The organism is Echinicola arenosa (genome assembly GCF_014841125.1).
Classification (GTDB): domain Bacteria; phylum Bacteroidota; class Bacteroidia; order Cytophagales; family Cyclobacteriaceae; genus Echinicola; species Echinicola arenosa.
Genome location: NZ_JACYTQ010000003.1, coordinates 444,924 through 465,682, shown reverse-complemented (window position 1 = coordinate 465,682; position 20,759 = coordinate 444,924). Strand labels below are relative to the sequence as shown.

General features: G+C 40.8%; 16 protein-coding genes. 6 read left to right on the top strand and 10 right to left on the bottom strand.

The window, feature by feature from the left end:
* Positions 1 to 59: 59 nt before the first annotated feature.
* The 3 genes from IFO69_RS11170 (at position 60) to IFO69_RS11160 (ending at position 4,676) form a co-directional block, all read left to right on the top strand.
* On the top strand, positions 60 to 1,472 hold the full coding sequence (locus IFO69_RS11170) for a hypothetical protein (RefSeq protein WP_192010186.1): 1,413 nt from the start codon (positions 60 to 62) through the stop codon (positions 1,470 to 1,472).
* A 552-nt stretch (positions 1,473 to 2,024) separates the two neighbouring features.
* The gene (locus IFO69_RS11165; protein WP_192010185.1) at positions 2,025 to 3,779 is read left to right on the top strand and encodes a hypothetical protein; all 1,755 of its coding nucleotides are present in this window, start codon (positions 2,025 to 2,027) and stop codon (positions 3,777 to 3,779) included.
* 69 nt (positions 3,780 to 3,848) lie between these two features.
* Positions 3,849 to 4,676 (top strand): sialate O-acetylesterase, encoded by an 828-nt coding sequence (locus IFO69_RS11160; protein ID WP_192010184.1) that lies wholly within the window; start codon positions 3,849 to 3,851, stop codon positions 4,674 to 4,676.
* A gap of 46 nt (positions 4,677 to 4,722) precedes the next feature.
* Here the strand turns inward: IFO69_RS11160 and IFO69_RS11155 are convergent, their stop codons facing one another.
* The 4 genes from IFO69_RS11155 to IFO69_RS11140 all read right to left on the bottom strand — a co-directional run bounded on the left by IFO69_RS11155 (position 4,723) and on the right by IFO69_RS11140 (position 7,815).
* A complete protein-coding gene (locus IFO69_RS11155; RefSeq protein ID WP_192010183.1) occupies positions 4,723 to 5,478 on the bottom strand; it encodes a sulfite exporter TauE/SafE family protein in 756 nt (251 codons plus the stop codon).
* A gap of 305 nt (positions 5,479 to 5,783) precedes the next feature.
* Positions 5,784 to 6,545: a hypothetical protein gene (locus tag IFO69_RS11150; protein WP_192010182.1), complete on the bottom strand. Its 762-nt coding sequence runs from the start codon at positions 6,543 to 6,545 to the stop codon at positions 5,784 to 5,786.
* 806 nt (positions 6,546 to 7,351) lie between these two features.
* Positions 7,352 to 7,639: a hypothetical protein gene (locus tag IFO69_RS11145; protein WP_192010181.1), complete on the bottom strand. Its 288-nt coding sequence runs from the start codon at positions 7,637 to 7,639 to the stop codon at positions 7,352 to 7,354.
* Entirely contained in the window at positions 7,597 to 7,815 is a 219-nt protein-coding gene (locus IFO69_RS11140) for a hypothetical protein (RefSeq protein WP_192010180.1), read from the bottom strand. Before IFO69_RS11140 ends, IFO69_RS11145 begins: the two co-directional genes overlap by 43 nt.
* Before the next feature lie 827 nt (positions 7,816 to 8,642).
* On the opposite strand from IFO69_RS11140, the gene IFO69_RS11135 reads away from it, so the two are divergent.
* Positions 8,643 to 10,475: a CPBP family glutamic-type intramembrane protease gene (locus IFO69_RS11135; RefSeq protein ID WP_192010179.1), complete on the top strand. Its 1,833-nt coding sequence runs from the start codon at positions 8,643 to 8,645 to the stop codon at positions 10,473 to 10,475.
* 665 nt (positions 10,476 to 11,140) lie between these two features.
* Positions 11,141 to 12,607 carry an SLC13 family permease gene (locus IFO69_RS11130; protein ID WP_192010178.1) on the top strand — a complete coding sequence of 489 codons (1,467 nt, stop codon included), beginning with the start codon at positions 11,141 to 11,143 and terminating at the stop codon, positions 12,605 to 12,607.
* 261 nt (positions 12,608 to 12,868) lie between these two features.
* Here IFO69_RS11130 and IFO69_RS11125 read toward each other — a convergent pair whose 3' ends face one another.
* Complete coding sequence (locus tag IFO69_RS11125) at positions 12,869 to 13,264, bottom strand: group III truncated hemoglobin (protein WP_192010177.1); 396 nt, start codon at positions 13,262 to 13,264, stop codon at positions 12,869 to 12,871.
* Between the two features lie 465 nt (positions 13,265 to 13,729).
* On the opposite strand from IFO69_RS11125, the gene IFO69_RS11120 reads away from it, so the two are divergent.
* On the top strand, positions 13,730 to 14,146 hold the full coding sequence (locus tag IFO69_RS11120; RefSeq protein WP_192010176.1) for an OsmC family protein: 417 nt from the start codon (positions 13,730 to 13,732) through the stop codon (positions 14,144 to 14,146).
* A 113-nt stretch (positions 14,147 to 14,259) separates the two neighbouring features.
* Here IFO69_RS11120 and IFO69_RS11115 read toward each other — a convergent pair whose 3' ends face one another.
* The 5 genes from IFO69_RS11115 to IFO69_RS11095 form a co-directional block, all read right to left on the bottom strand.
* Positions 14,260 to 14,661, bottom strand: coding sequence for an endonuclease domain-containing protein (locus IFO69_RS11115; RefSeq protein WP_225444099.1), 402 nt, complete (start codon positions 14,659 to 14,661; stop codon positions 14,260 to 14,262).
* Between the two features lie 157 nt (positions 14,662 to 14,818).
* Entirely contained in the window at positions 14,819 to 16,126 is a 1,308-nt protein-coding gene (locus IFO69_RS11110) for an ATP-binding protein (RefSeq protein WP_192010175.1), read from the bottom strand.
* Positions 16,126 to 16,950, bottom strand: coding sequence for an N-acetylmuramidase domain-containing protein (locus IFO69_RS11105; RefSeq protein ID WP_192010174.1), 825 nt, complete (start codon positions 16,948 to 16,950; stop codon positions 16,126 to 16,128). Before IFO69_RS11105 ends, IFO69_RS11110 begins: the two co-directional genes overlap by 1 nt.
* Positions 16,951 to 16,988: 38 nt before the next feature.
* Positions 16,989 to 17,375 carry a hypothetical protein gene (locus IFO69_RS11100; RefSeq protein WP_192010173.1) on the bottom strand — a complete coding sequence of 129 codons (387 nt, stop codon included), beginning with the start codon at positions 17,373 to 17,375 and terminating at the stop codon, positions 16,989 to 16,991.
* 8 nt (positions 17,376 to 17,383) lie between these two features.
* A complete protein-coding gene (locus tag IFO69_RS11095; RefSeq protein WP_192010172.1) occupies positions 17,384 to 20,728 on the bottom strand; it encodes an eCIS core domain-containing protein in 3,345 nt (1,114 codons plus the stop codon).
* Between the last annotated feature and the right edge of the window lie 31 nt (positions 20,729 to 20,759).

The following is a 20,759-nucleotide window of genomic DNA, read 5'->3' as shown; positions in this document are numbered from 1 at the left end:
AGAATGTAAAGATAAATCTAACGAGTTAACACAATTTTTTTTCACCAAATACAACGATTATGAACCACAAATTCAATTACCAATTATTTGCTGTGCTGTTGTTAATCCTTTTCTCTTGCAAGGAGGCGAAAGAGGATACTTCAGCCAATGGTTTGAGGCATTTTACCTATGACAAAGTCAAGCCAGCCGATTTTCCAGCAATGGATATCCCGGGCTTTAATTTCCCAGAGGACTCTACCATTCTAAATCAATGGATTCACGAAATGGATACCAGTAACATCTATTTGCATGGATGGGGTATCTGGACGGGCCTTACTTCTTTGACATCTCAAAAGATCCCTGGAGATCCCAGAAATTTGCGTGTTTTTGAGACTTGGATGACTCCGGAAGAAATGATTGATTCTATCAAGAACCAGCCGATCCAAAGATCCAATCGGGCCAACTTAAAAGTTCCAAATCAGTTCACCCATTTTGCTTCCAAACAAAAAACAGTGAATGACAGCATCTTTGAGTCAGTTTCCTACAGTCCGGGAGCCTCTGATTATGCCATCCAAAATAAGATTTTTATGGCCACCACTTTATATGACATGGCTAAAAATCAAAACAGGGAGGAAATTCCTTTTTTTCCTACAAATGCGATTACGATCAAGCCTGTATTTAAGTTGTTGCCCACCTCTGGAGGTCAAACCCAGTTTGATATCGCCACTTGGCCAGGTACCATAGATTCACTGGCTGCCTTTCCCGAAAAAGAATGGAACAATTATGTTACAGTAGATGTGAGTGGTCAGGGTGATGGCACCAATAATACCTTCTCCTTAGATGATTTTATCCATTTCAAGCTTAATGATGAAGATGCTTATTTTCTTAATCAAGAGTTTTCGGAGAATACTGGGAACCAGTTCAATGCCAAACCGGGAGATGTAGCTATTTTAGTGGGGATGCATGTGACCTCAAGGGAGATCACCAATTGGACCTGGCAAACTTTCTGGTGGACAGCTGATCCGGACAATCCCGCTGCACCCAGCTCAAAAGCCATAGCGGACAGCAGACCAGATGAACTGAAAGGAGCAGCACGTCATTATGCCATGGCAGTGGCTTATTATATGGTGAACCCTAATGAACCCTATGAGGGAGAAAATATCACAGGCAGTCCCAATTATGCCTTTAACCCATACCTTGAGGCAGGTTTTGGACCAAAAGTATTTGATGATGCCATCAGCTTTGTCGATACAGAAGAGGGGAAAATTGACACCTATGCAGGGGTAAGGACCAACTGTATGAGTTGTCATAGAATGGCCACAATTAATCCAGAAGGACTGTCTACCTCGTCCAATTCCAAAACACCCTATGTGGGCAATGCCTATATCAGCCGATCAGATTCACTTTTTGAAGGACAATTATTATTGGACTTTGCCTGGTCTATTCAGGGGAACGTGGATACCACCGGGATAAAGGCCTATCTTGAGCAATAGGAGACATCATAATGTCAAAGATATTCCATTCCCCGTTTCCAACGGGGACTTTTAGGTTTTTCATTTTTAAGCTCCATTGTAGGGGGTGTCAACCTAAACAGCATTGAGGGAGTCAAGCATTCAGGAGCCGTAGTTGCCGTGGCCGGAGCTGCCATTTATGGCGCAGAAGATCCTGCCGCTGCCGCCAAAGCTCTAAAAGAAGCCTTGTCTTAGTATTTAGAAAATAATTTAACAAGTGGTAAAGGAGGCGAAAACGTCTCCTTTTTTTGTAAGGTGAATTGAGTTACAGTCTGAAACGATTTTTTTTAAATTCCTGTGTTTCGAATTCACTATTTCAACATATCTCACAGTCGCACGAATCCTACTTGGTTTCAGCTACACGAATGGTTTAATTAATTCAATTTTAATTTCAAAATAGCTTGGTTTAGTTTAATTTAGATTCAGCTCAGGTAGTGTTTTAATCCTTACAGGTACCTTTGCGATTAACAGGATACATGGATATGGAATCCTGCTAATTTTATATTTTCTTTCTCGAGCCATTTAAGAACCCTCATGACCAAGCTATTCTACTTATTCCTAATCACGGTTATTTTATTTACTCAATGTAAAGACGGTTCACAGGATCAAATGCAGTCATCCGACCATGGTTCAGTTCCAGAGACCATTATCGTTCCGGCTTCTGATTTTGTTTATGAACTTCCCAAAGGGGATATCTTGGCCAGTTCTTGGTCTTTGAGAGAAGCATGGATATTCAATAACACGGCGATTGTGTTGAAATCACTGAGCAATCTTATGACCCATGTTACCGTTTCGGCTGATGGTGAATACCAGCTTTTTGTAAGAAGTAAGGGTAGTCCGAACAGCTCATTTAAAGTGGCCGTCAATGATCAGGTCACTGAAACTATTTTCGGCAATGATTCGCTGATGACTTGGAAGCCTGGAGGTAGCATTGAGCTAAAGGCTGGGGAAAATGTGGTCAAAATCACTCGGATTAACAGAGGGGCGGCATTTGATGTATTGGCCTTCACCAAGTCTTCCAATTTGGATGAAGAGTACATCAAACAGCATGAACTAAATGAGGAAGTAGAACTCCTTCAGGAATATCAGATTCCCGCCTCCAATGCCGTGAAATTTGGAGATTTAAATGGCGATGATTTAACAGACTTTGTGGTATTTACAAGAGACTATTCGGCGCATGCATTTGACAATAGCGGGACGGAACTATGGTCTTGGGAGTCACCTGAGGTTTACCGACGTGAACGCTCTGAATTTGAGGCTCCGGGTGTGCTTTGGGATTTTGACCAGGATGGAAAGGCTGAGATTGTCCACTGGCGGATGTCTGGTGAGCAAGAATGGTTGGTCATAGCTGATGGTCAAACAGGGGAAGTAATCAGGCAGACAGCATGGCCGACCAAAGCTTTGCCGCATGTTTACAATAACTTTCGCCTGGCTATCGGAAAACTTACCTCAGGCAGTCCCAATGAAATTGTGGCTTTCACTGATATGGGAGGCACCATCAGCGTGGATGCTTATGCCAGCGACCTTACACATCTGTGGAACCATACAGAAAACAGGAAAAAGGACAACCTTGGCCACTACGTATACCCGGTCGATCTTGACGATGATGGAGTCGATGAGGTATTGGTGGGCTCACTTTTACTGGATGCTGATGGAAAGGAAATTTGGAACCGGTTTGACCTTCTGGATGACAATCACGACCATGCTGACAACTACAAATTCGCTGATATCAATGGAGATGGGAAAAGAGATATTGTTACTGCCAACAGTGAAACTGGTGTCTTTATGTATGAGGCCATGACAGGTGAAATTATCTGGCAAAATATCGCGGAACATTCCCAGCAGATAGAAGTGGGAAATTTTCTAAAAAATAGGAATGAACCACAAGTAGTGGTTGGAGCTCGGACCTATGGGAACCGCCAAGCTGGGGAGCAATACCTATGGAGCCAACTCTATTGGTTTTCCAACCAAGGGGAATTGCTTTTCAAGTGGCCCTGGAAGCCCATCAATGGTAATCCCGATTTTGTAAAAGGAGACTGGAAGGGGGATGGTAAAGATCAATTGTTCTGGTTCAAATTTTTAATTAATGATCAAGGGGCAGGGGAGTTGTATTTTCCTGATCCTGTATTCCATATGTTTGACTTTACGGGGGACGGAGCAGAAGAGGTTATCACACTGGACGGGAGAACAATCCGAGTTTTTGGTGCTAAGGAACATCAGACAGGTAAGGATAAAAAAGAGGATTTGGCCTACCTTAAACACAAAGTGGTAAATCATACCCATTATTAAAGAAACATATAACTAACTAGCACATGGGTTTCTATAATATTTCACCAATTACATCAACCTGATTTCTCTATGAAAAGACAACTGTTTTTAATTATTATTTTTTTACTGGGAGCAGTGGCATGTAAGACCAGTAGCATTTCCACTAACCACGCTAAAGTCAATTCACCTACTTTATCCAAAGCAAATACATGGGTTTTTCTGATGGCAGGGCAGTCAAATATGGCTGGTAGGGGGACTGTTGAAGCGCCCGACACGATAAAAAATAGCCGGATCATAACCATGGACTCATTGAACAACTGGATGGTAGCCAGAGAGCCATTGCACTTTTATGAACCTAAAAACAGTGGGCTGGATTGCGGTTTGAGCTTTGCACGGGAAATGCTCAAAGTGGTACCAGACTCCGTCACTATAGCCATGGTACCCTGCGCTGTTGGGGGAAGTTCGATTTTTCAATGGATAGATGACCGTGAACATCGAATGGTTAAACTTTTGAGCAACTTTAAGGAAAAGGTCCACTACGCGAAAGAAAAAGGAGTGATCAAAGGTATTTTATGGCACCAAGGAGAGAGCAATGCCAACCCGAACGATATTCCGGTCTATGAGGAAGCGCTTTTGGAACTATTTGGGATTTTTAGGGCTGAAATAGGAAATGACACCCTTCCGATTGTGATGGGAGAGCTAGGTCGATTTGTCCTACCTGAGGAAAAGGCTACCAATTTTGATGGCATTAACCAAATTATTCGGGAAGTGGCAAAAGAAAACCCTGACCTTTATTATGTTTCATCCCAGGGACTGGATCACAAAGGAGATCACCTGCACTTCAGCTCAGCAGCCCAGCGGGAACTGGGTAAAAGGTATGCCAAGGTCTTTAGTTCAACAATTCAAGGTGCTGATTAGTCCTAAAGCAGGGTAGAAGAGTAGGCAAAGGAGCTTGCTTTGTACATCATTTAAACAGGATGATGATTGCTCCCAAGGCTGTCAATACCAAGATCATTTTTCTAAAAAAGGCCTCATTGATCATTTTAACGAGTTTGATTCCTAGTACAAAGCCAAGAATAATCCCTGGGATCAATTTTGCATCCAGGAGCAGGGATTCCTTTGTAATGGTATGCCAAACAAAAAAATGAAAAGGCAATTTGAAAACATTGATAATCATAAAAAGCCAGGCAGCGGTGCCTATAAATTGGTTTTTGGGCAGCCTCATGGCTAAAAAGTAAATATTGGATATGGGTCCGGCCAGGTTACCGACCATGGTAGTAAAGCCAGCCAAGGTCCCCACACCGCTTGCAAAAGCCCAGTGCGTGGGGACATTTTTGACCTTTTTTTGATCCCACCAGACGATAAAGCCTATGGTAAGGAAGATAATAGTGGCCATACAGATTTTAAAGGCTTGCTCAGGCAGGTCCATTCCAAACCAACTTCCCAGCACAATTCCTATTATCATCCAGGGAAGAAATTTGGCCACGTATTTCCATTGGGTATGTCGATTGTAATAGATCACTGCAAACACATCTGCCACCACCAAGAGGGGCAAGACAATACCAGTGGATTGTTTAGCCTCGAAAGCAATGGCCATAAAAACCACATTGATGACCGCTATTCCTTTGATGCCGGCTTTGGACAATCCGATCACAAAAGCGGCCAAAAAACTTAGAATCCATGAAGTAGTATTGATTTCTGAAATGATAGATAAAAGCATAAATTGGCAACTAAGGCAATGGGTGAAATATTTTTGTTTCGCAAACTTAAAAAAATCACTTGAAGCTGCCTTAGGCTGAACCATATAATTGTACCGAATCTAGTCCTCGTTTGTAACGAGGACCTCTGAATCCCAGCGTTTTGAACGCACCATTCCACTATATTCCTTAGCCGCATTGCAAATGCTTTGATCTAGCAACCCGCGTTGCAAACGCGGGTTAGCGTCGATGCTCGTTTCACAACGATCTCTAGTCCTCGTTTGCAACGAGGACTCTTAAATCCCAGCGTTTCCAACGCGATTGCCCCTTACTTTAACAAAACCACATCCAGCACCCTGCAGCCACTGTCTTCATACAGCACATTATAGCCATTATTGATCTTTTGGATAAAAGTAAGCTTCAGTAGAGAAAACAAAGCCACCGGGTTTTTATGGGGGCGAAAGGGGACAAAGACCTCTCCAAGTTGGGATAAGTCACCATCAATTTGATGAAAGGCCAGGTCCACCTTGGTCAAGTAACTATTGTTAGGAACTTGCTCATCTAGGACAAGGACCATGGGCACCAATTCAAAATGACTAGCAGCTTTAGGAACCTTATCCTTGATCAGAGCAGTACTTTTACTAAAATCAAACCTCATCATCGGGCTATCCGATACTAGGTGGGTATCGGGTAGGTCATAATAACAGGCAGCAACCCGATGTGTTTTTGCTATTTCAAAGCCTTTGAGAAGTTCTAGTTCCCCATCAAAAAGCTTCCGAATGCCACGCTTGTGGGCCTGATCTGTCAGCATGACCTTCCTAAAAGCAGCCGAAAGGCGGGAGTGAAGATAGCCTAATACCAGGCCATCACATTCCGGTTCCAAGAACCTTCGGAAAGCGGTGGCCAAAGAAGAAGCTCGGCCAAATTCGTCGTTCATCTTTCGGCTCTCCACATAGGCTGGATCCTTTTTGTATTTCTTTTTGCCAATCTTGGGCTTCTTCTTTCTGACAATAAATTCATTTCCCCGTTTCACTACGGTGATATCGCTCAAAGAGCCCACAAATTTTAAAACACCTGATAATTTTCCCATGATTTTCAAAAAATTAATGGATTTAACATGTTTAACGGCCATCGTTTAACCCGTATTTAACCCCTAGTTAAGCCGTGTTTATCCCGTGTTTAAGCCGTGTTTGTATTAATAAAGAGTTATGGTAATCTACTCCTAAAGTCTTAGAAAACCAAGGGTATCTACCTTTTAATGGTTTGGTTATAAGTTGTTTGAATATTGTCCTTCACATTATAGCGAGCCGACCCTAGGAGTGCGCGGCAACCTTATATTCGAAAGAAGGGAGTGCTTCTCAAGTGAATTTCCCGTCGTCCCGCCAGTTCCACTGCGGGACCAAATAAATTAGAGGCTTAGCCTCTTCAATTTCTATCTCCTTTCACTGGAGCCTACAACACTATTCCAATTACCCCCTAATCCCCTGAAGGGGGAACCAACACTCACAAATAAACATTTAGATGACTTAATTTGTCAGGTAGAGCGACCATCTTCTGAAGGTAGGGAGTTGAAAAGACTCCCCAAAGGGGGGCAATAGGGGCAGCCCCGGGCAAACCTGTGCCGCCCGGGGTAATGGGATAAATAGGTCCCCAACATTAGCAGCCAAAAAGATTGGGGTGCATTTCCTTTTCCGCTAATGCCGAAGGTCCTTGCTAGTGAAATCAAGGATCCTGAGCTGTGTCCGCAAAGGTCTGTAATCGAATGTAGAAAGGATATAATTAATGTTCTGTGAGGACACAGAACATGGGGACAGAAATGTTTTCCCATTGTCCCTCCAGTTGCACTGCGGGACTAACTAAAACAGAGGCTTGGCCTCCCTGTTTTTAGTATAAAAATCAATACTCCTCCAATACAGAAATATCATCCTTTCTGGCATTCTTCTCAAACCAACGCTTAAACCAGAACTCGGTGTACATATGCTTTCTTTTCCAAAACAATTCCTTGCCCTCCATATCCATTTTCTCCGAGGTATTATATATGGTCCAGACAGCCTTTAACTCCGCAAATAGCTGCTTGATATCCTTCTTGGAATAGGAGGGCTGGCCAAAACGGCAGGAAAGAAAGAACTGCTGGGCAGGTTTTATCTGCTTTTCCGTTGCATCCTTATTACTATAGCACAACATCCACATAAATCCATCAGTATCTTTTCAGGCTTAACTTGGAGGATAGCACATAGCATCCTAAAATTACTGGGGATCAACAGGTCCAGCTTTTTCCATCTGGAAGTATACATATCTCCGATCTCTGCATACTCGGCATATTGCTCCACGAGGGTCACTTTAGCTTTCTTCTTTTTCATAGCGGTAGATTTTAGTATAGGCTATCGAAGATCTTAATTGACAGTGGGATAAAGTATTCTCAAAGGGGATGTTTTAGAATTTAGGGAAGAGAGTTGATTAGATGAGGTTAATGCTGATAACTCATTAAAATTATCAATTTTAATTCCTCAAGTGCGATGGGGGATATCATTTTTTCCTTTCTCTGGTTACTTTTTATAAAGTAGCTGATTTCGCATCAAAGCTCCAAAGGAGCGAAATTCCTAGCGGAGGGCAAAGCCCTGCGATAGTAATTCTTTCCTACGACGAAGCTCCAAAGGAGCGAGAGCAAAGGGAGCAACTCAGTCCCATACATACCTTTCATCATATTCCACATTATATTTCTTCAAAAACAATCTATACTCTTCCTGAAAAGTCCTCTTTGAATGATGTTTGTCCTGATTGATGATGTAATTTCTAACCACTTCAGTATGAGGGCTTCCTGTCAGGCCTTTAGCCCGTCCTGTAGGTGCCCAATGCCTTCCGGTCAGACAGGAAGCAACCCAAAGGCTGCAAAAAGGATGGATAAGGTGAAAGGGGAGGGGTGAAGCGATACAGGAAGGTGAAATTAAGCTACAGTAGGCAGAGAATTGGCTACAAAACTAGTAGAAAAATCATGTTATATTTAGAAAAATACTTTGTTTGGAATATTGCAGTTGAAATTTGTATTTAATACATTTAACCTAGGTGTAACTGAAGAATCTGCCCTGAGCCTATTTTTGAGGCAAATTCATTGGTGACTTTTTATAGTGTTTTTTCTTTAATTCTCACTTACTTAATTACTTATAAAAACCTTTTTCTCAATCTACTTATGCAATCACGAATATTATTAGGCGTTTTAATTCTTTGTATAACTAATACTTTACTTTATGGTCAAGAGAAAATTGTCAAGCCACTTAGTTCAGAAGTTTACCTTAACAAATTAAAAAATTCAAAAGACTCATTATATGTTCAAATATTAAAAGAGTTTGATAATTATTTGAATGATCACCCTAATGATTATAATGCAAGAATTGAAAAATGTATCATAATTGATCAAGCTTATTATGATAGCTATGAGGAGTATAACCCAAAATATGAGGAATTTGAAATATGCTTGAATGATCTAATAAAAGATTTTCCTGAAAATCATGAAGTACTATTGTTCAAATTGAAAAACACATACGGTGATTCATCCTTAGAATTTTGTAATCAAGTTATTAATACTAACCGTATGAACCCTGGAAAGTGGCCTGATTATAAACTTGCTAAGTTCTACCAAGAATTAGCTTTGCAATACAGTTATAAGGAGGAGTGGAGAAAGGCGATTGAAAATGCTAAAATTGCTGAAGAATTGAACGATACGTTAGACTTAAGTGCCTTAGTTGCCGAACAATATATGGCTTTAAATAATTATGAAGAAGCAAAAAAGGAATTGTTTAGAAGTTTGGATTCAATGGATAATGCTTGGGAGTCTCAAAATAAAGGGAATTTATTGCTTAAGCTAGGCGAGCCAGAAAAAGCACTTCAAGCATTTAATTATGCACGGCGTGATACAAGTATATGGATAGATAATGGACTTATTGCTAAAGCATTAATCGATAATGGTAAATATGCTGAAGCCAGAGAGTTTCTACTTAAAGATCTTAGTGAAGCATATTATTCATCAGCATCTTTACATCAGTTATTTGCTTATGACTACAAACACAGTCCCGCTGATACTACACTCACAACGTATAGTCAGCTAAATTCTGCTAGTTTTTTGAATGATGCCTTTGGAAAATACCGGTTTATGATGTTTACAATAGCTCCTTTTTCTGCATGGGATATCTATGATTTGATTAAACTATTAATTTTCATTCTATCAATTATTCTTCTAATCATACTACCATATTTATGGATTTTACCAATTCATTATATATCGAATTATTTCAAAATTAAGGAGGTAACCACTTCATTAAATGGAGTAAGATGGGGACTTAAAGATTTTTGGATTATTTCTGCTGCTGTTATGTTGATTGAATTTGCAGCATCAATAATTTTCAATTATCAAGGTCTGCTTTCAACATTATTTAACGATTATTACATTGAAGAGAAGGTTAATGTTAGTTTTGATCAAGCTAATTTGGGTCTGTTTTTCTTTGTAGGAATGTTAATTGTCGTTTTATTATTTATTAAAAAGAAAGACTACAGATATTTGAATGCTGAAAAATGGTCAACCGGTAAAGGAATTGCGATTGGGATTGGTCTTGCTTTTGCACTCCGCTCTGTATATTTTTCATTGGTGAGAATTGGACTTATTCCTAAAACCAATGCATCTGTAATTGGCTCAGTTCAAGATTACTTTGCTTCCATTAGTTCTTATTACCATCCGGCCTTAAGTTTCCTATTTATAGTAATTCTAATACCTTTTTATGAAGAATACCTTTTTAGAGGAATTGCACTTAGTTCCATGGAAAAGCGGATTAAATTTATGAGTGCAAATATTATTCAAGCAATTATTTTTTCTTTACTTCACGGCAACTTGAATCTCTTTTTCTTCTATTTGGCTTTTGGGTTAATTGCAGGTACACTAGTGAGGAAATCAAAAAGTATTGCTCCTAGTATTGCATTTCATGTAACTAATAATTTTTTCGCATTTATAATACTTTCTCGGCTATCCTAAGGTTATTTTAAAAAAGCCAGACGGCAATCGCGGTGTTACGGATCGCAGGTGTACTCAATTATGTAATCAGTAAAGCCACCTTATTAATGGATATTTGTTATATAATAAATGATTTTATGTTAGCCAGCTTTAATCAATTGTGAGCTAATCGATCTACGATACGGTGGGTCGGGAAAACACAATTATTCTGGATTTGCTTTTAACATAAGATCGTTACCGATATAGAACTTATCAGCTCACAGGCCAACACACAGATTCTATATCTGATCTTACGTTAATTAGGTCTGTCGACCTAACCAGCAAATCATTATAATAGTTATATAATTTACATTATGTTAAATAAAGGATTGAGCACCTCCTATATTTTGATCCAGAGCCCAATGCTGGAAGCTTCCTTCTGACATTTTATTTGCTCCCCTTTTGATGTTGATTCTTCCGCATGCTCTTAAACCCCAAGCCATGGAAGCTCAAACGAGCAACAGTTTACAGCCAAGCCGATCACAGATTACTTTGCACTGGTTACCTTTCGTAATGACGTGCAACCATCTGTGTTGATCTGTGTGTATCTGTGGCTAATAATATCCTAAAGCGGGATTGCAATGACGTAATTATGGACAATTATCCTTATTATTGAGGCTTTAGTTTCTTCTAAGTCACTGAACTTTATGAATAACCTACTTTGGAAGCGAACAGGATTAATACTGGGACCACTCGCCTTTACATTGATACTGCTATTTTTTCATCCTCAGGATTTGTCTGCAGATGCTTTGGCAGTGTTGGCCTTGGCCGTTTGGATGGCCATTTGGTGGATTTCTGAAGCCATTCCCATTGCTGCCACGGCTTTATTGCCCCTGTTGATTTTACCGCTTACGGGTGCCTTATCCATGGATGATACCGCCAGCCCTTATGCTGACCCTAAAGTGTTGTTGTATATGGGCGGTTTTATGATCGCGGTCACCATAGAAAAATGGCACCTGCACAAGCGTATCGCCCTGTCCATCATTGCCTTTATTGGTACAGATATGCGTTTTATTGTGCTGGGCTTTATGCTGGCCACGGCCTTTCTGTCTATGTGGATCTCCAATACCGCTACCAGCCTGATGATGTTGCCCATTGCGGTGGCCGTAGTGCATCAGTTGGCTGAAGGCATCAAAGGAACCAAGGTTACAGAAACCATGATCGGACAAGCTTTGATGCTCGGGATTGCTTATAGTGCTTCCATAGGCGGAGTGGCTACGATCATCGGTACACCCACCAATATCGTTTTGGTGGGCATTGTCAAGGAATTATATGGAATAGAAATCGGATTTGCAGAATGGATGATGATCGGATTGCCCATTTCCTTGGGCTTGCTGGTACTTTGCTGGTGGTATTTGGTGAAGGTAGCTTATCCTTTTCCCAAGGATATGGCACTTGCTGGTGGCAAACAAGAAATCCAAAGACAGCTAAAGGCCTTGGGCAAAATATCAAAACAGGAACAACGTGTTTTGGCAGTCTTTAGCCTGGTGAGTTTTTGTTGGATCAGCAGGGTGTTTTTATTGCAGGAGCTCCTCCCCTTTTTAAATGATACCATTATCGCCTTGGCTGGTGTTTTATTATTGTTTATCATTCCTTCCGGTCAAGGAAATAAAAGGCTATTGGACTGGAAAACAGCCGAAAACATCCCTTGGGGCATCTTATTGCTCTTTGGTGGTGGGCTGTCCTTGGCTGCGGGTTTTAAGGAAACTGGTTTGGCAGCTTGGTTGGGTGGGCATTTCGAAGCCTTACAGTCCATCCATTATTTGATTTTCCTCCTGATCATTGTGGCATCAGTCAACTTCCTGACAGAAATCACCTCCAATGTGGCCACAGCTTCCATGTTGTTGCCCATTTTGGGAGCAGTAGCATTGGCTTTGGGTGTACATCCCTACGGCTTGATGGTGGCGGCGACTTTGGCAGCGAGTTGTGCCTTTATGCTTCCCGTGGCCACTCCCCCCAATGCGGTGGTTTTTGGTTCAGGTTACCTCACCATCCCAGCCATGGCCAAAGCCGGGCTCTGGATGAATATATTGTCCATTATCTTTATCAGCCTTTTTGTATATTATGTGATGCCGATGCTTTGGGGTTTGGATCTGAGGGTTTATCCGTTTTAAGAGAGACGCTAGATTGGAGACATGAGATGTTAGATTGGATTTCTGTTGATATGTGATTCCGTTGGGAATAATCGTATCGTGGGGAAAAAAAGAGTAACATATGGGCAGGGATCGTTAATATTAAGCCTTTCCTATATATATCGATGTCATGCTGACAATAGAGCCTGTCCCGATACTTTCGGGAAAGCATCTCTTCCATTAACTAAAGAGATCCTTCCTTTGTCAGGTAAATCTAAAGTCTCACATCTAGCGTCTTATATCTCAATTATCCCTTGCCTCATAAATCCTCAAAAACAATATACTGGCCATATTCCTGGCATGTTCCTTGGCATGGTCGGCTATTTTGCCTTCAAAAAGCCTATCCAAGGTGGTAAACCAAAGCTCCAACCAATTGCCAAAATGGACTTGGCTTAGCCCCTGCCCTGTCTTCTGGTCTACTTCTTTATGGGCTTTAAGTGGGTTGAACTTGTTTTTGCCTGGTCCGCTTTGCAACAAAATCATTTCCCAAAAGTCTGATAACCGCTCCAAATGCTCTGGCCAGTTGGTGACAATCCCATTGAAAATAGGTCCTAAATTAGGGTGTTGTCGAACCTGACCATAGAAAGTATGTACCAATCTTTCCACATCTGCTCTGTTCTGGATATCCTGCTTAACCATGCTGCAATTTAGTGATTATAGTAATATTTATACATGTGATTGGAGACGTTATGATTGAGATAGTAAAAAGCAAGAAGTAATGAGTCTGTAGCCAGGAGAAAAGTTACTGCTTCTCTCCATCACAAAAAAAACCGGACAAGTTAGACTTGCCCGGCTATGCAGCTGATTTTTATTAAACCAAAATTAAAATTTTAAATCCGTCGAACCGCTAGTCATTTTCGAAAATCGATAGGAGAACTATATTTTAGATTCATATTTTGATAGTGGTAAAGTTAACCCACAAAACATCTTGTATTGGATCAATTGGCAATATTATATTTTGACTGGCCAAATGTAATTAAATAATCAGTAAATCAATGAATTAGTTCGAAGAAATAATTCAGCTTTTCGATCTTGGTAGTTTTTTTGAACTTGTGAAGCTCACTAAAGCAATGTAAATTGTACCACAACCTAAAAAACTAAACTATGAAATTTTCACGAAGAGCATCAGCGAATTGGAAAGGAACCGGAGCGGACGGTTCTGGAAGTATCAGTACCCAAACAGGAGCCTTGGATAAGGCACCCTACTCTACCAAAGCCCGATTCGAGGATGGAAAAGGAACCAACCCTGAAGAACTGGTGGGTGCCGCGCATGCAGGCTGTTTCACCATGAAATTGAGCTTTGTCATTGCCGAAATGGGCTTTACCCCCGGAAATATTGACACCAAAGCCAAGGTTACTTTTGAAGATGGAAAAATAACGAATATCCATTTGGATCTGAGTGCCACAGTAGATGGGATGAGCGAGGAGGATTTTCAAAAAGCCGCCAAGGATGCTAAGGAAAATTGCCCTATCTCTGTGCTGCTCAATACAGATATCACGATGGATGCAAAATTGGTGTGAAGTTGACCCCTCATCAGTCCTATGGACAGCTCCCCTTAAATAAAGGGGAGCATTGATTATCTTTCAAAATATGATTTATATAAAAAATTATGATTAAGTTCCCCTCCTAAGTTTTAGGAGGGGTTAGGGGTGGTAAAATTACGTTTGATTTCGGATAAAACGCTTTCAAGTGAATTGAATACCTCTTCATTTCTGAACCTTATTACGCTAATATTTAGGTTTTCAATATACTTTGTTCTTTCCTTATCATATTCATATCCTGCCTCAGTAAAATGATGTGTTCCATCTAATTCAATACACAATCTTTCGGATGGGCAGTAAAAATCTAAGATATAATTACCTACGCTATATTGCCTTCTAAATTTTCTTCCATTTAGCTTTTTATTACTTAAGGCTTTCCACAAAGTAGCTTCAGCAGGCGTGCTATTGTTTCTTAGTGATTTTCTTTTTGCTTTTAAGTAAGGTACATTATATATGATTTTTTTAAACCCCATTTGCCTTAGATTTAATTCCATTAAACGAGTATTATATTTGCTAATACCAAAAATTGTTCTTAACACATTCTTTGATCAGTTATTGGGCTACATGGTCTAGATTACTGCCTATAGCAGGCAAGTTTGGTTCTTTTCATTAATTGCCCACGACAGTAGTTGGGTTAAAAGAATAAGATAACTAATTCACCATCTTTCCTTCTTTGATCAATTCTTTTTTGATACCGGCCAACAGATCATCTTCTTCTAAAACAGTTGTCTCTTTGGACAAGGCCTTGAGGCTGGCAAATTGGATGATATTGACAATATTGGCTCCTGTCAGTTCATATTTTTTGGCAAAGCTGTTCAGATCCAGCCCATTGGCAAGTCCGGCCTTCTCTGGAATGTTTTTCTCCCATAAAATTAAACGCTCAGCGGCTACTGGCATAGGGAATTCTATGATGCTCTGAAATCTTCTGGTAAAGGCAGCGTCTATATTGCTTTTAAAGTTGGAGGCCAAAATGACCAGCCCAGGGTGGTTTTCAATCCTTTGGAGCAGGTAGGAAACCTCTTGGTTGGCATACTTGTCATGGGCATCGCGGACATTTGTTCTCTTGCCGAAGATGGCATCCGCTTCATCAAAAAATAGGATCCAGTCTTTATTGGCTGCTTTGTCAAACAATGAACTTAAATTCTTTTCCGTTTCCCCTATATATTTGGAAGTCACTAGGGAAAGGTCAATTCTATAGACATCTTTGTGCGTGTATTTCCCCAATAAACTCGCGGTGAGGGTCTTTCCTGTGCCTGGAGGACCAAAAAACATCACCCGATATCCCGGCTTCAACCTTTTGTGCATGCCCCAGTCTTGCATTAGTGTGTGTTCATACTTTAACCATTCCTCTATTTCTTGAATTTGGTTTAAAGTTTTTGAATTAAGGACAAGGTCTTCCCAATCCAGTTGTGTATCGATCAGTTGTGCTGGAAAATTGGTGCTAAGCTTGGGTTTATTGACATGCTCCGTGGTGAAGAGCTCCGCGTATTCTGTATCCAATAGCAAAGCACCTGACCATTCAGGCTCATTTCTCCCCACCTCATCCATATAAAGGATGCCTTTTTTGAAAAGCATGGATTCCTGAAAGACAGGAAAGAACTGTTTTCGGGTATTGGGATCATTTCCGGCCAAAATATACAGGGCGGTTTCTCCTGTTGGGATGATTCCTCGATGGTTTTTGGTTTTGATCCCACCAAATTCTGGAAATTCACCACCATTTGGAAAATAGTCTTGGACGATTTTGTTCAAAAAGCCCGGATCCACATGAGGGACCAAGGCCAAAATCAATAGAAGCAAATTCTGATTTTGTATTTGGTGCTCAAAAATAAACTTCCCCAAAGCATCCTCTTGGCTAAGGTGCAGGTCCATTTGTGGTTTTTGGAGGTCTTCTACCCTACCCAACTCGAAATCCAATCGAGACCTGATGGCAATATTTAAAAAATGTAGTAATTGGTTCATTATGAAAATCTGTTATAGGCTTGCTCCAGTTTGATATCATATTTGTTTTGGGCGTATAGTGGACCGTTATAGCCTCTGGCAAATTTTGCCCAGTCCTTGGATTTCAGGTACCTGATCAGGTTATTGGCCTCCAGAAATTTCCCAAAGGCTTTTAAATGTTCCCGTTCATGTTCTTGCATTTTGTTCACAAAGTCGGTGATGGAAGGATAGCCCAAGTTTTTGAAATGATATCCCATGATTTGGAAAGCACCCCAAGAGGCAGCGCAATAGGCAGCTTCCACAAAAGCAGGTTGATCCGACAATTGGGAAGCCCTTTGGAGACGGGAATATTCTGCTGGGCCGCCTTTATAATGTGCCCTGGTCCATTTGGGATAGAGCACATCCTGAGAGTCGGGATTATAAAATGCTTCCGGCTGAATACCCCTTTTCTTCAGTTCATTCCAAAAAACATGCCCTTCAAAGAGTATTTTGGCCCTGCCATCCGTGAAAAATCCTTTACCACTACTTTCCACTGCATTGACCGCCTTGACTGTGGCCATTTCTAATCCATAAGTTTGGGCAAAATTGATCAGGTCCTGCTCAGCGAGGAACTTGCTTTGCTCTTCCAACAGCGCCTGGGGATTCTCTGACAGTAGCTTTGTCCAGGTTTTTAAACCAACAACACCATCCACGACGAGATTATTTTTTGACTGGTAGTCCCAAACTGCCCGGTGGGTGTCCATCCCAAAGTAATTGGATACTTCCAGGTCATAGCCTAAAGTGGTCAGTATTTCTTCCAAATATTGAACCTCAGGTCCTCGCGATCGGTATCGTAGTGTTTGCATGGTTGATTAGATTAAAAGTTACAATGATTAGTGAATGCTTATGTGTTGATGTTGACTTTTACCCATTGTCCATTATTGTTAAATATTAACTCATCACTTATTTTGTGTAGCTCTTGGACATAAACAGAAAAATTTTCCTTGGTCAATTTTGGTGCCCATTCGAAAATTAAGCTTAGAACGGAAATTATATCTTTAGAATGAATCCTTAAGTTGCTAAACAAGGTGTTGTCAGGTTTAAAGAGTTTGTTAACTAAAACATTATTTTTTTTCGAGTAGTAAATTGCCACCTCAAAGTTGTCTGTAAAGGTTAATCCTGAAATATCGTATGATTCGAAATTCCCTTCTACTGGTTCATCTGTTTCTCCATCCAATAGAGACCATTTATGTTTGATCAATATTTCTTCAAGTTGTTGAGTTGTATCCATGTTTAGTTTTATTGTTGATCACTTCCTTCTGCTTCAGCTATTTTTTTTCTCAAGCGGTTTGCTCTTCTATCAATTCTTTTACTTAAGGCTTGTTTTTGACTTGCGGTTAATATTTCAGGATCAAAACCGTGTTCTTTCAAGTCTTCTACTGATAGTATATCAATCGAAATATTAGGGTTACCTAGCATCAATTCAAGCCCTTCAAGACTGCCAGAAGCCTTTTGAACACCCTTACTAGATTTTCCTCCAGTATGTTTATAGCTTTGACCACTATAGAAACTTAATATTCTTAATCTAAGTATAACATCCCTTTGACTCGCAAAATTATGTAATGTTGCACTACAATTATGGCCAGTGCTTTCCCCACAGGGTGAGTTATTGATATCAACTGACAATTGATTTTTTCCTTCTCCTTCTTTTTTATGAGGTAAGCTATTCCAATTACTATTTAAGTAATTTACTAAATTTTCTTCTGCGTGGTTGCCTCCAGGGGTATTTTCAATACGTTGTAAGTTTTGTTCATTATATTTGGCCATGATCCAGGTAACAACTGTATCAGCTCTTGATTGTGGAACAAGGTCTTTAAATTCTATTTTCTCCGGTGAGAGCACGAAATCTCCCGCTGGTTCTTCTTCAGAAGCTGAAACTGAAATATTAAATTTTGCACTATCTCCTTCTCTTTGAACCTTGATATATTTTAATCCATCTTTTTTATATTTTGTAAAAATGTTGTGGAGTTTAGATTTAACTTCACTTGGATCACTAATTTGCTTCTGTAAGCTTGCTCCGATTTCTTTCCTTACATTGGCCTTAACATCTTTTGATTGTTCTCCACTTTCTTTCTTTTCTTTTTTAAACAGTTTCTTCAAGAAAGCCTTTCCTTTACTGACTACCCAGCCCACGATTTTATCCATGGCCTTGTCAATGGGGGCACGTATTTTATTGATGATATTGATAATGGCATCCGAAATCTTGCCCAAGCCTGCAAACTTGGCCAAAAAGTTTATGGCCAAAGTGAGCATATTGGCCAAGGTTTCCTCGACCTTATTGGCGGCCGCCGTGATGACTCCGCTGGCTATGGCAGCAATGGAATCGATGATGGCTGCACCCACCCGAGCAATCTGCTGAATCTTTTCAATCAGAAAGGTAATGGTTTGGTAAATGGCAATAATAGCCTGTATAACGGCTCCAGCGGGGTTCAAGCTGGTTACCAGCTTGGCAATGGCATTTTGTACCACTTTCACGATTACAAACTGGCTGATTTCGGAAATCACCATTTCTTTGAGATTGGTCAAATGCTCCATGATTTTCTCCCAAGCGGCGGCTGGACCTTCTGTAATCAGAATTTGGATCAGTTCAAAACCCGACTCCAAAGCTTTTACCGCTGGTTCTCCCATATGTTTGACCAGTTTTTCCCGAAGGTTTTCCCAAGTCAAACCCAAAACTGAAGCTACAAATTTGATGATTTCTTTGAAGTCAAGACCTTGGGGGATATAGATTCCAGCCCCTGCCATTGAGCCCAAGAGCCAATCCAATAAGCTGTTTTTGAGATGCTCACCAATTTTGGAGGCAAATTGCTGGAAACCTTGTTTGGCGGCTCGTACCAAATTGCCCACAAAGGCAATTGGGTTTTTAAGGATCGTTGAGAAGGCACCTTGGGCTTTTTTGATATAAGGGAGTACGCCTGGGGCGACCACACTGAAAAGGATTTCCAATAGATTGATCACTGTACCCAAAGCCCAACTCATAAACTTGCCAGCAATGTTGAGGAAAGACCGACCTACCTTCATAAAGGCATTCGGAAGGATGATAAAATCATCCCAAGTCAGGGATTTGATGGTATTGATAATGGTAGTAGGAATAGCCCGTGCAAAGCCAATCAAGCCGGCCAAGGCTCCTTTGAACCAAGCATAGGCCCGAGCAATGGCATTTCCCTTTTTAATGTTTTCCCAGACTTCTTCCTGTCCGATCAATTTCATAAAGCCCCCGATCAAATTTTCTGCGGTAGGTGGATAAGGATCCCCGGTAATTGGATCTTCTCCCAGCAAAGCCTTCAAAAGGTCATAACCCCTGGTTCCTTCTGCCAGTGATGCCAGAGGCTTCAACACCGCTTTTCTGACCATATCATAAATGGCTGATAAGACGGATTTACCCAAGTTGATCAAGTTGGTAATTGGAGTGGTAAAAATCCGTTTCGCCCTGCTCCAGACACCTCCCAAATCAAAAATATCCGACCAACTAAGGGAGTCCAGAAATTCATCAATCGCATCCTTGATGGACCTACCAGTGATGTTCAAGGTGTCCAGCTTTTCCTTCATGAAATTAGCTGCATCGGTAAACACATTGTATTTGTCCAGTACCCTTGTAATCAAGAATCCGCCGGGGAGAAACTCTACAATCGCCCTCATGATATTGGCGGCGCTTCTGTCTACGCTGCTCATATTGATGGGATTTACTCCCAAAATGATGGTAAACATCCTAAAACCTGGAATCAGGTAAGCCTTGTCCGCGAAATAGTCCAAAGCATCACTGATACCTAGACGTTGAACCTTGGGAGCTGTGTTTTCTTGACTGATTTCAGGTTTCCTTTGTATGGCGTGGCCTTGCTGCACCACATGAGTCAGCTCATGGGCCAAAAGGTGTTTACCCCCTGTGCTTTCGGGTTGGTACTGGTCCTTACCAAAGAATATATTGTTTTTGTAAGTGAATGCCCTAGCGCTTAACTGGCTATTGAGGCTGGCTGACTCTTGGTCATTATGGATCCTGACACCTGAAAAATCTGAATCAAACCTAGGCTCCATATAGGTTTTTACTCCTTTTTGAAGTGGACGTCCTCCTGAGGAAGCCTTTTGGATTCTTGTGGTAAGATCCCCTGTGACATCGGGTACTCCTTTGTCCTTTCTTTGGACAAGTGCACTTTTTTCCTGGACGGGAGCATTTTCCTCTTCCTCTTCTTGCTCTAATTCCTGTTCCTCTTCTTTTCTTTGAATCTGTTCTTCTCTGGGCTTGCTGAATAAAGGACTTATTTCTCTCTGCAACCTAATGGTTGAGATATTAGGGCTTGATTCCTTTGTTTGAATACTTTTATCAGAGATAGCATTTTCTTTATGCTCGTGATGATTTTCGTCTTCAAATTGTCTCTGTAGAGGGGCATTTGGCTTAAAAAAAGAAGGAGTGTCAACAGATTTCTCTGCAACATGATCTTGTGAAATGACCTGATCTGCTACCCTATCTGCTTCCTGTTCATACTTATCCCCGGGCCTACCCACTTGGAGTTTGGCCTGAAAAAAAGTAGGGGTCACTAATGACCTAGACTTGCTTTTAGGACGATGTGTCTTGCTCGCGTAATTCAATAGCCAAAAATTAGCTTAAAGTTCAACTCAA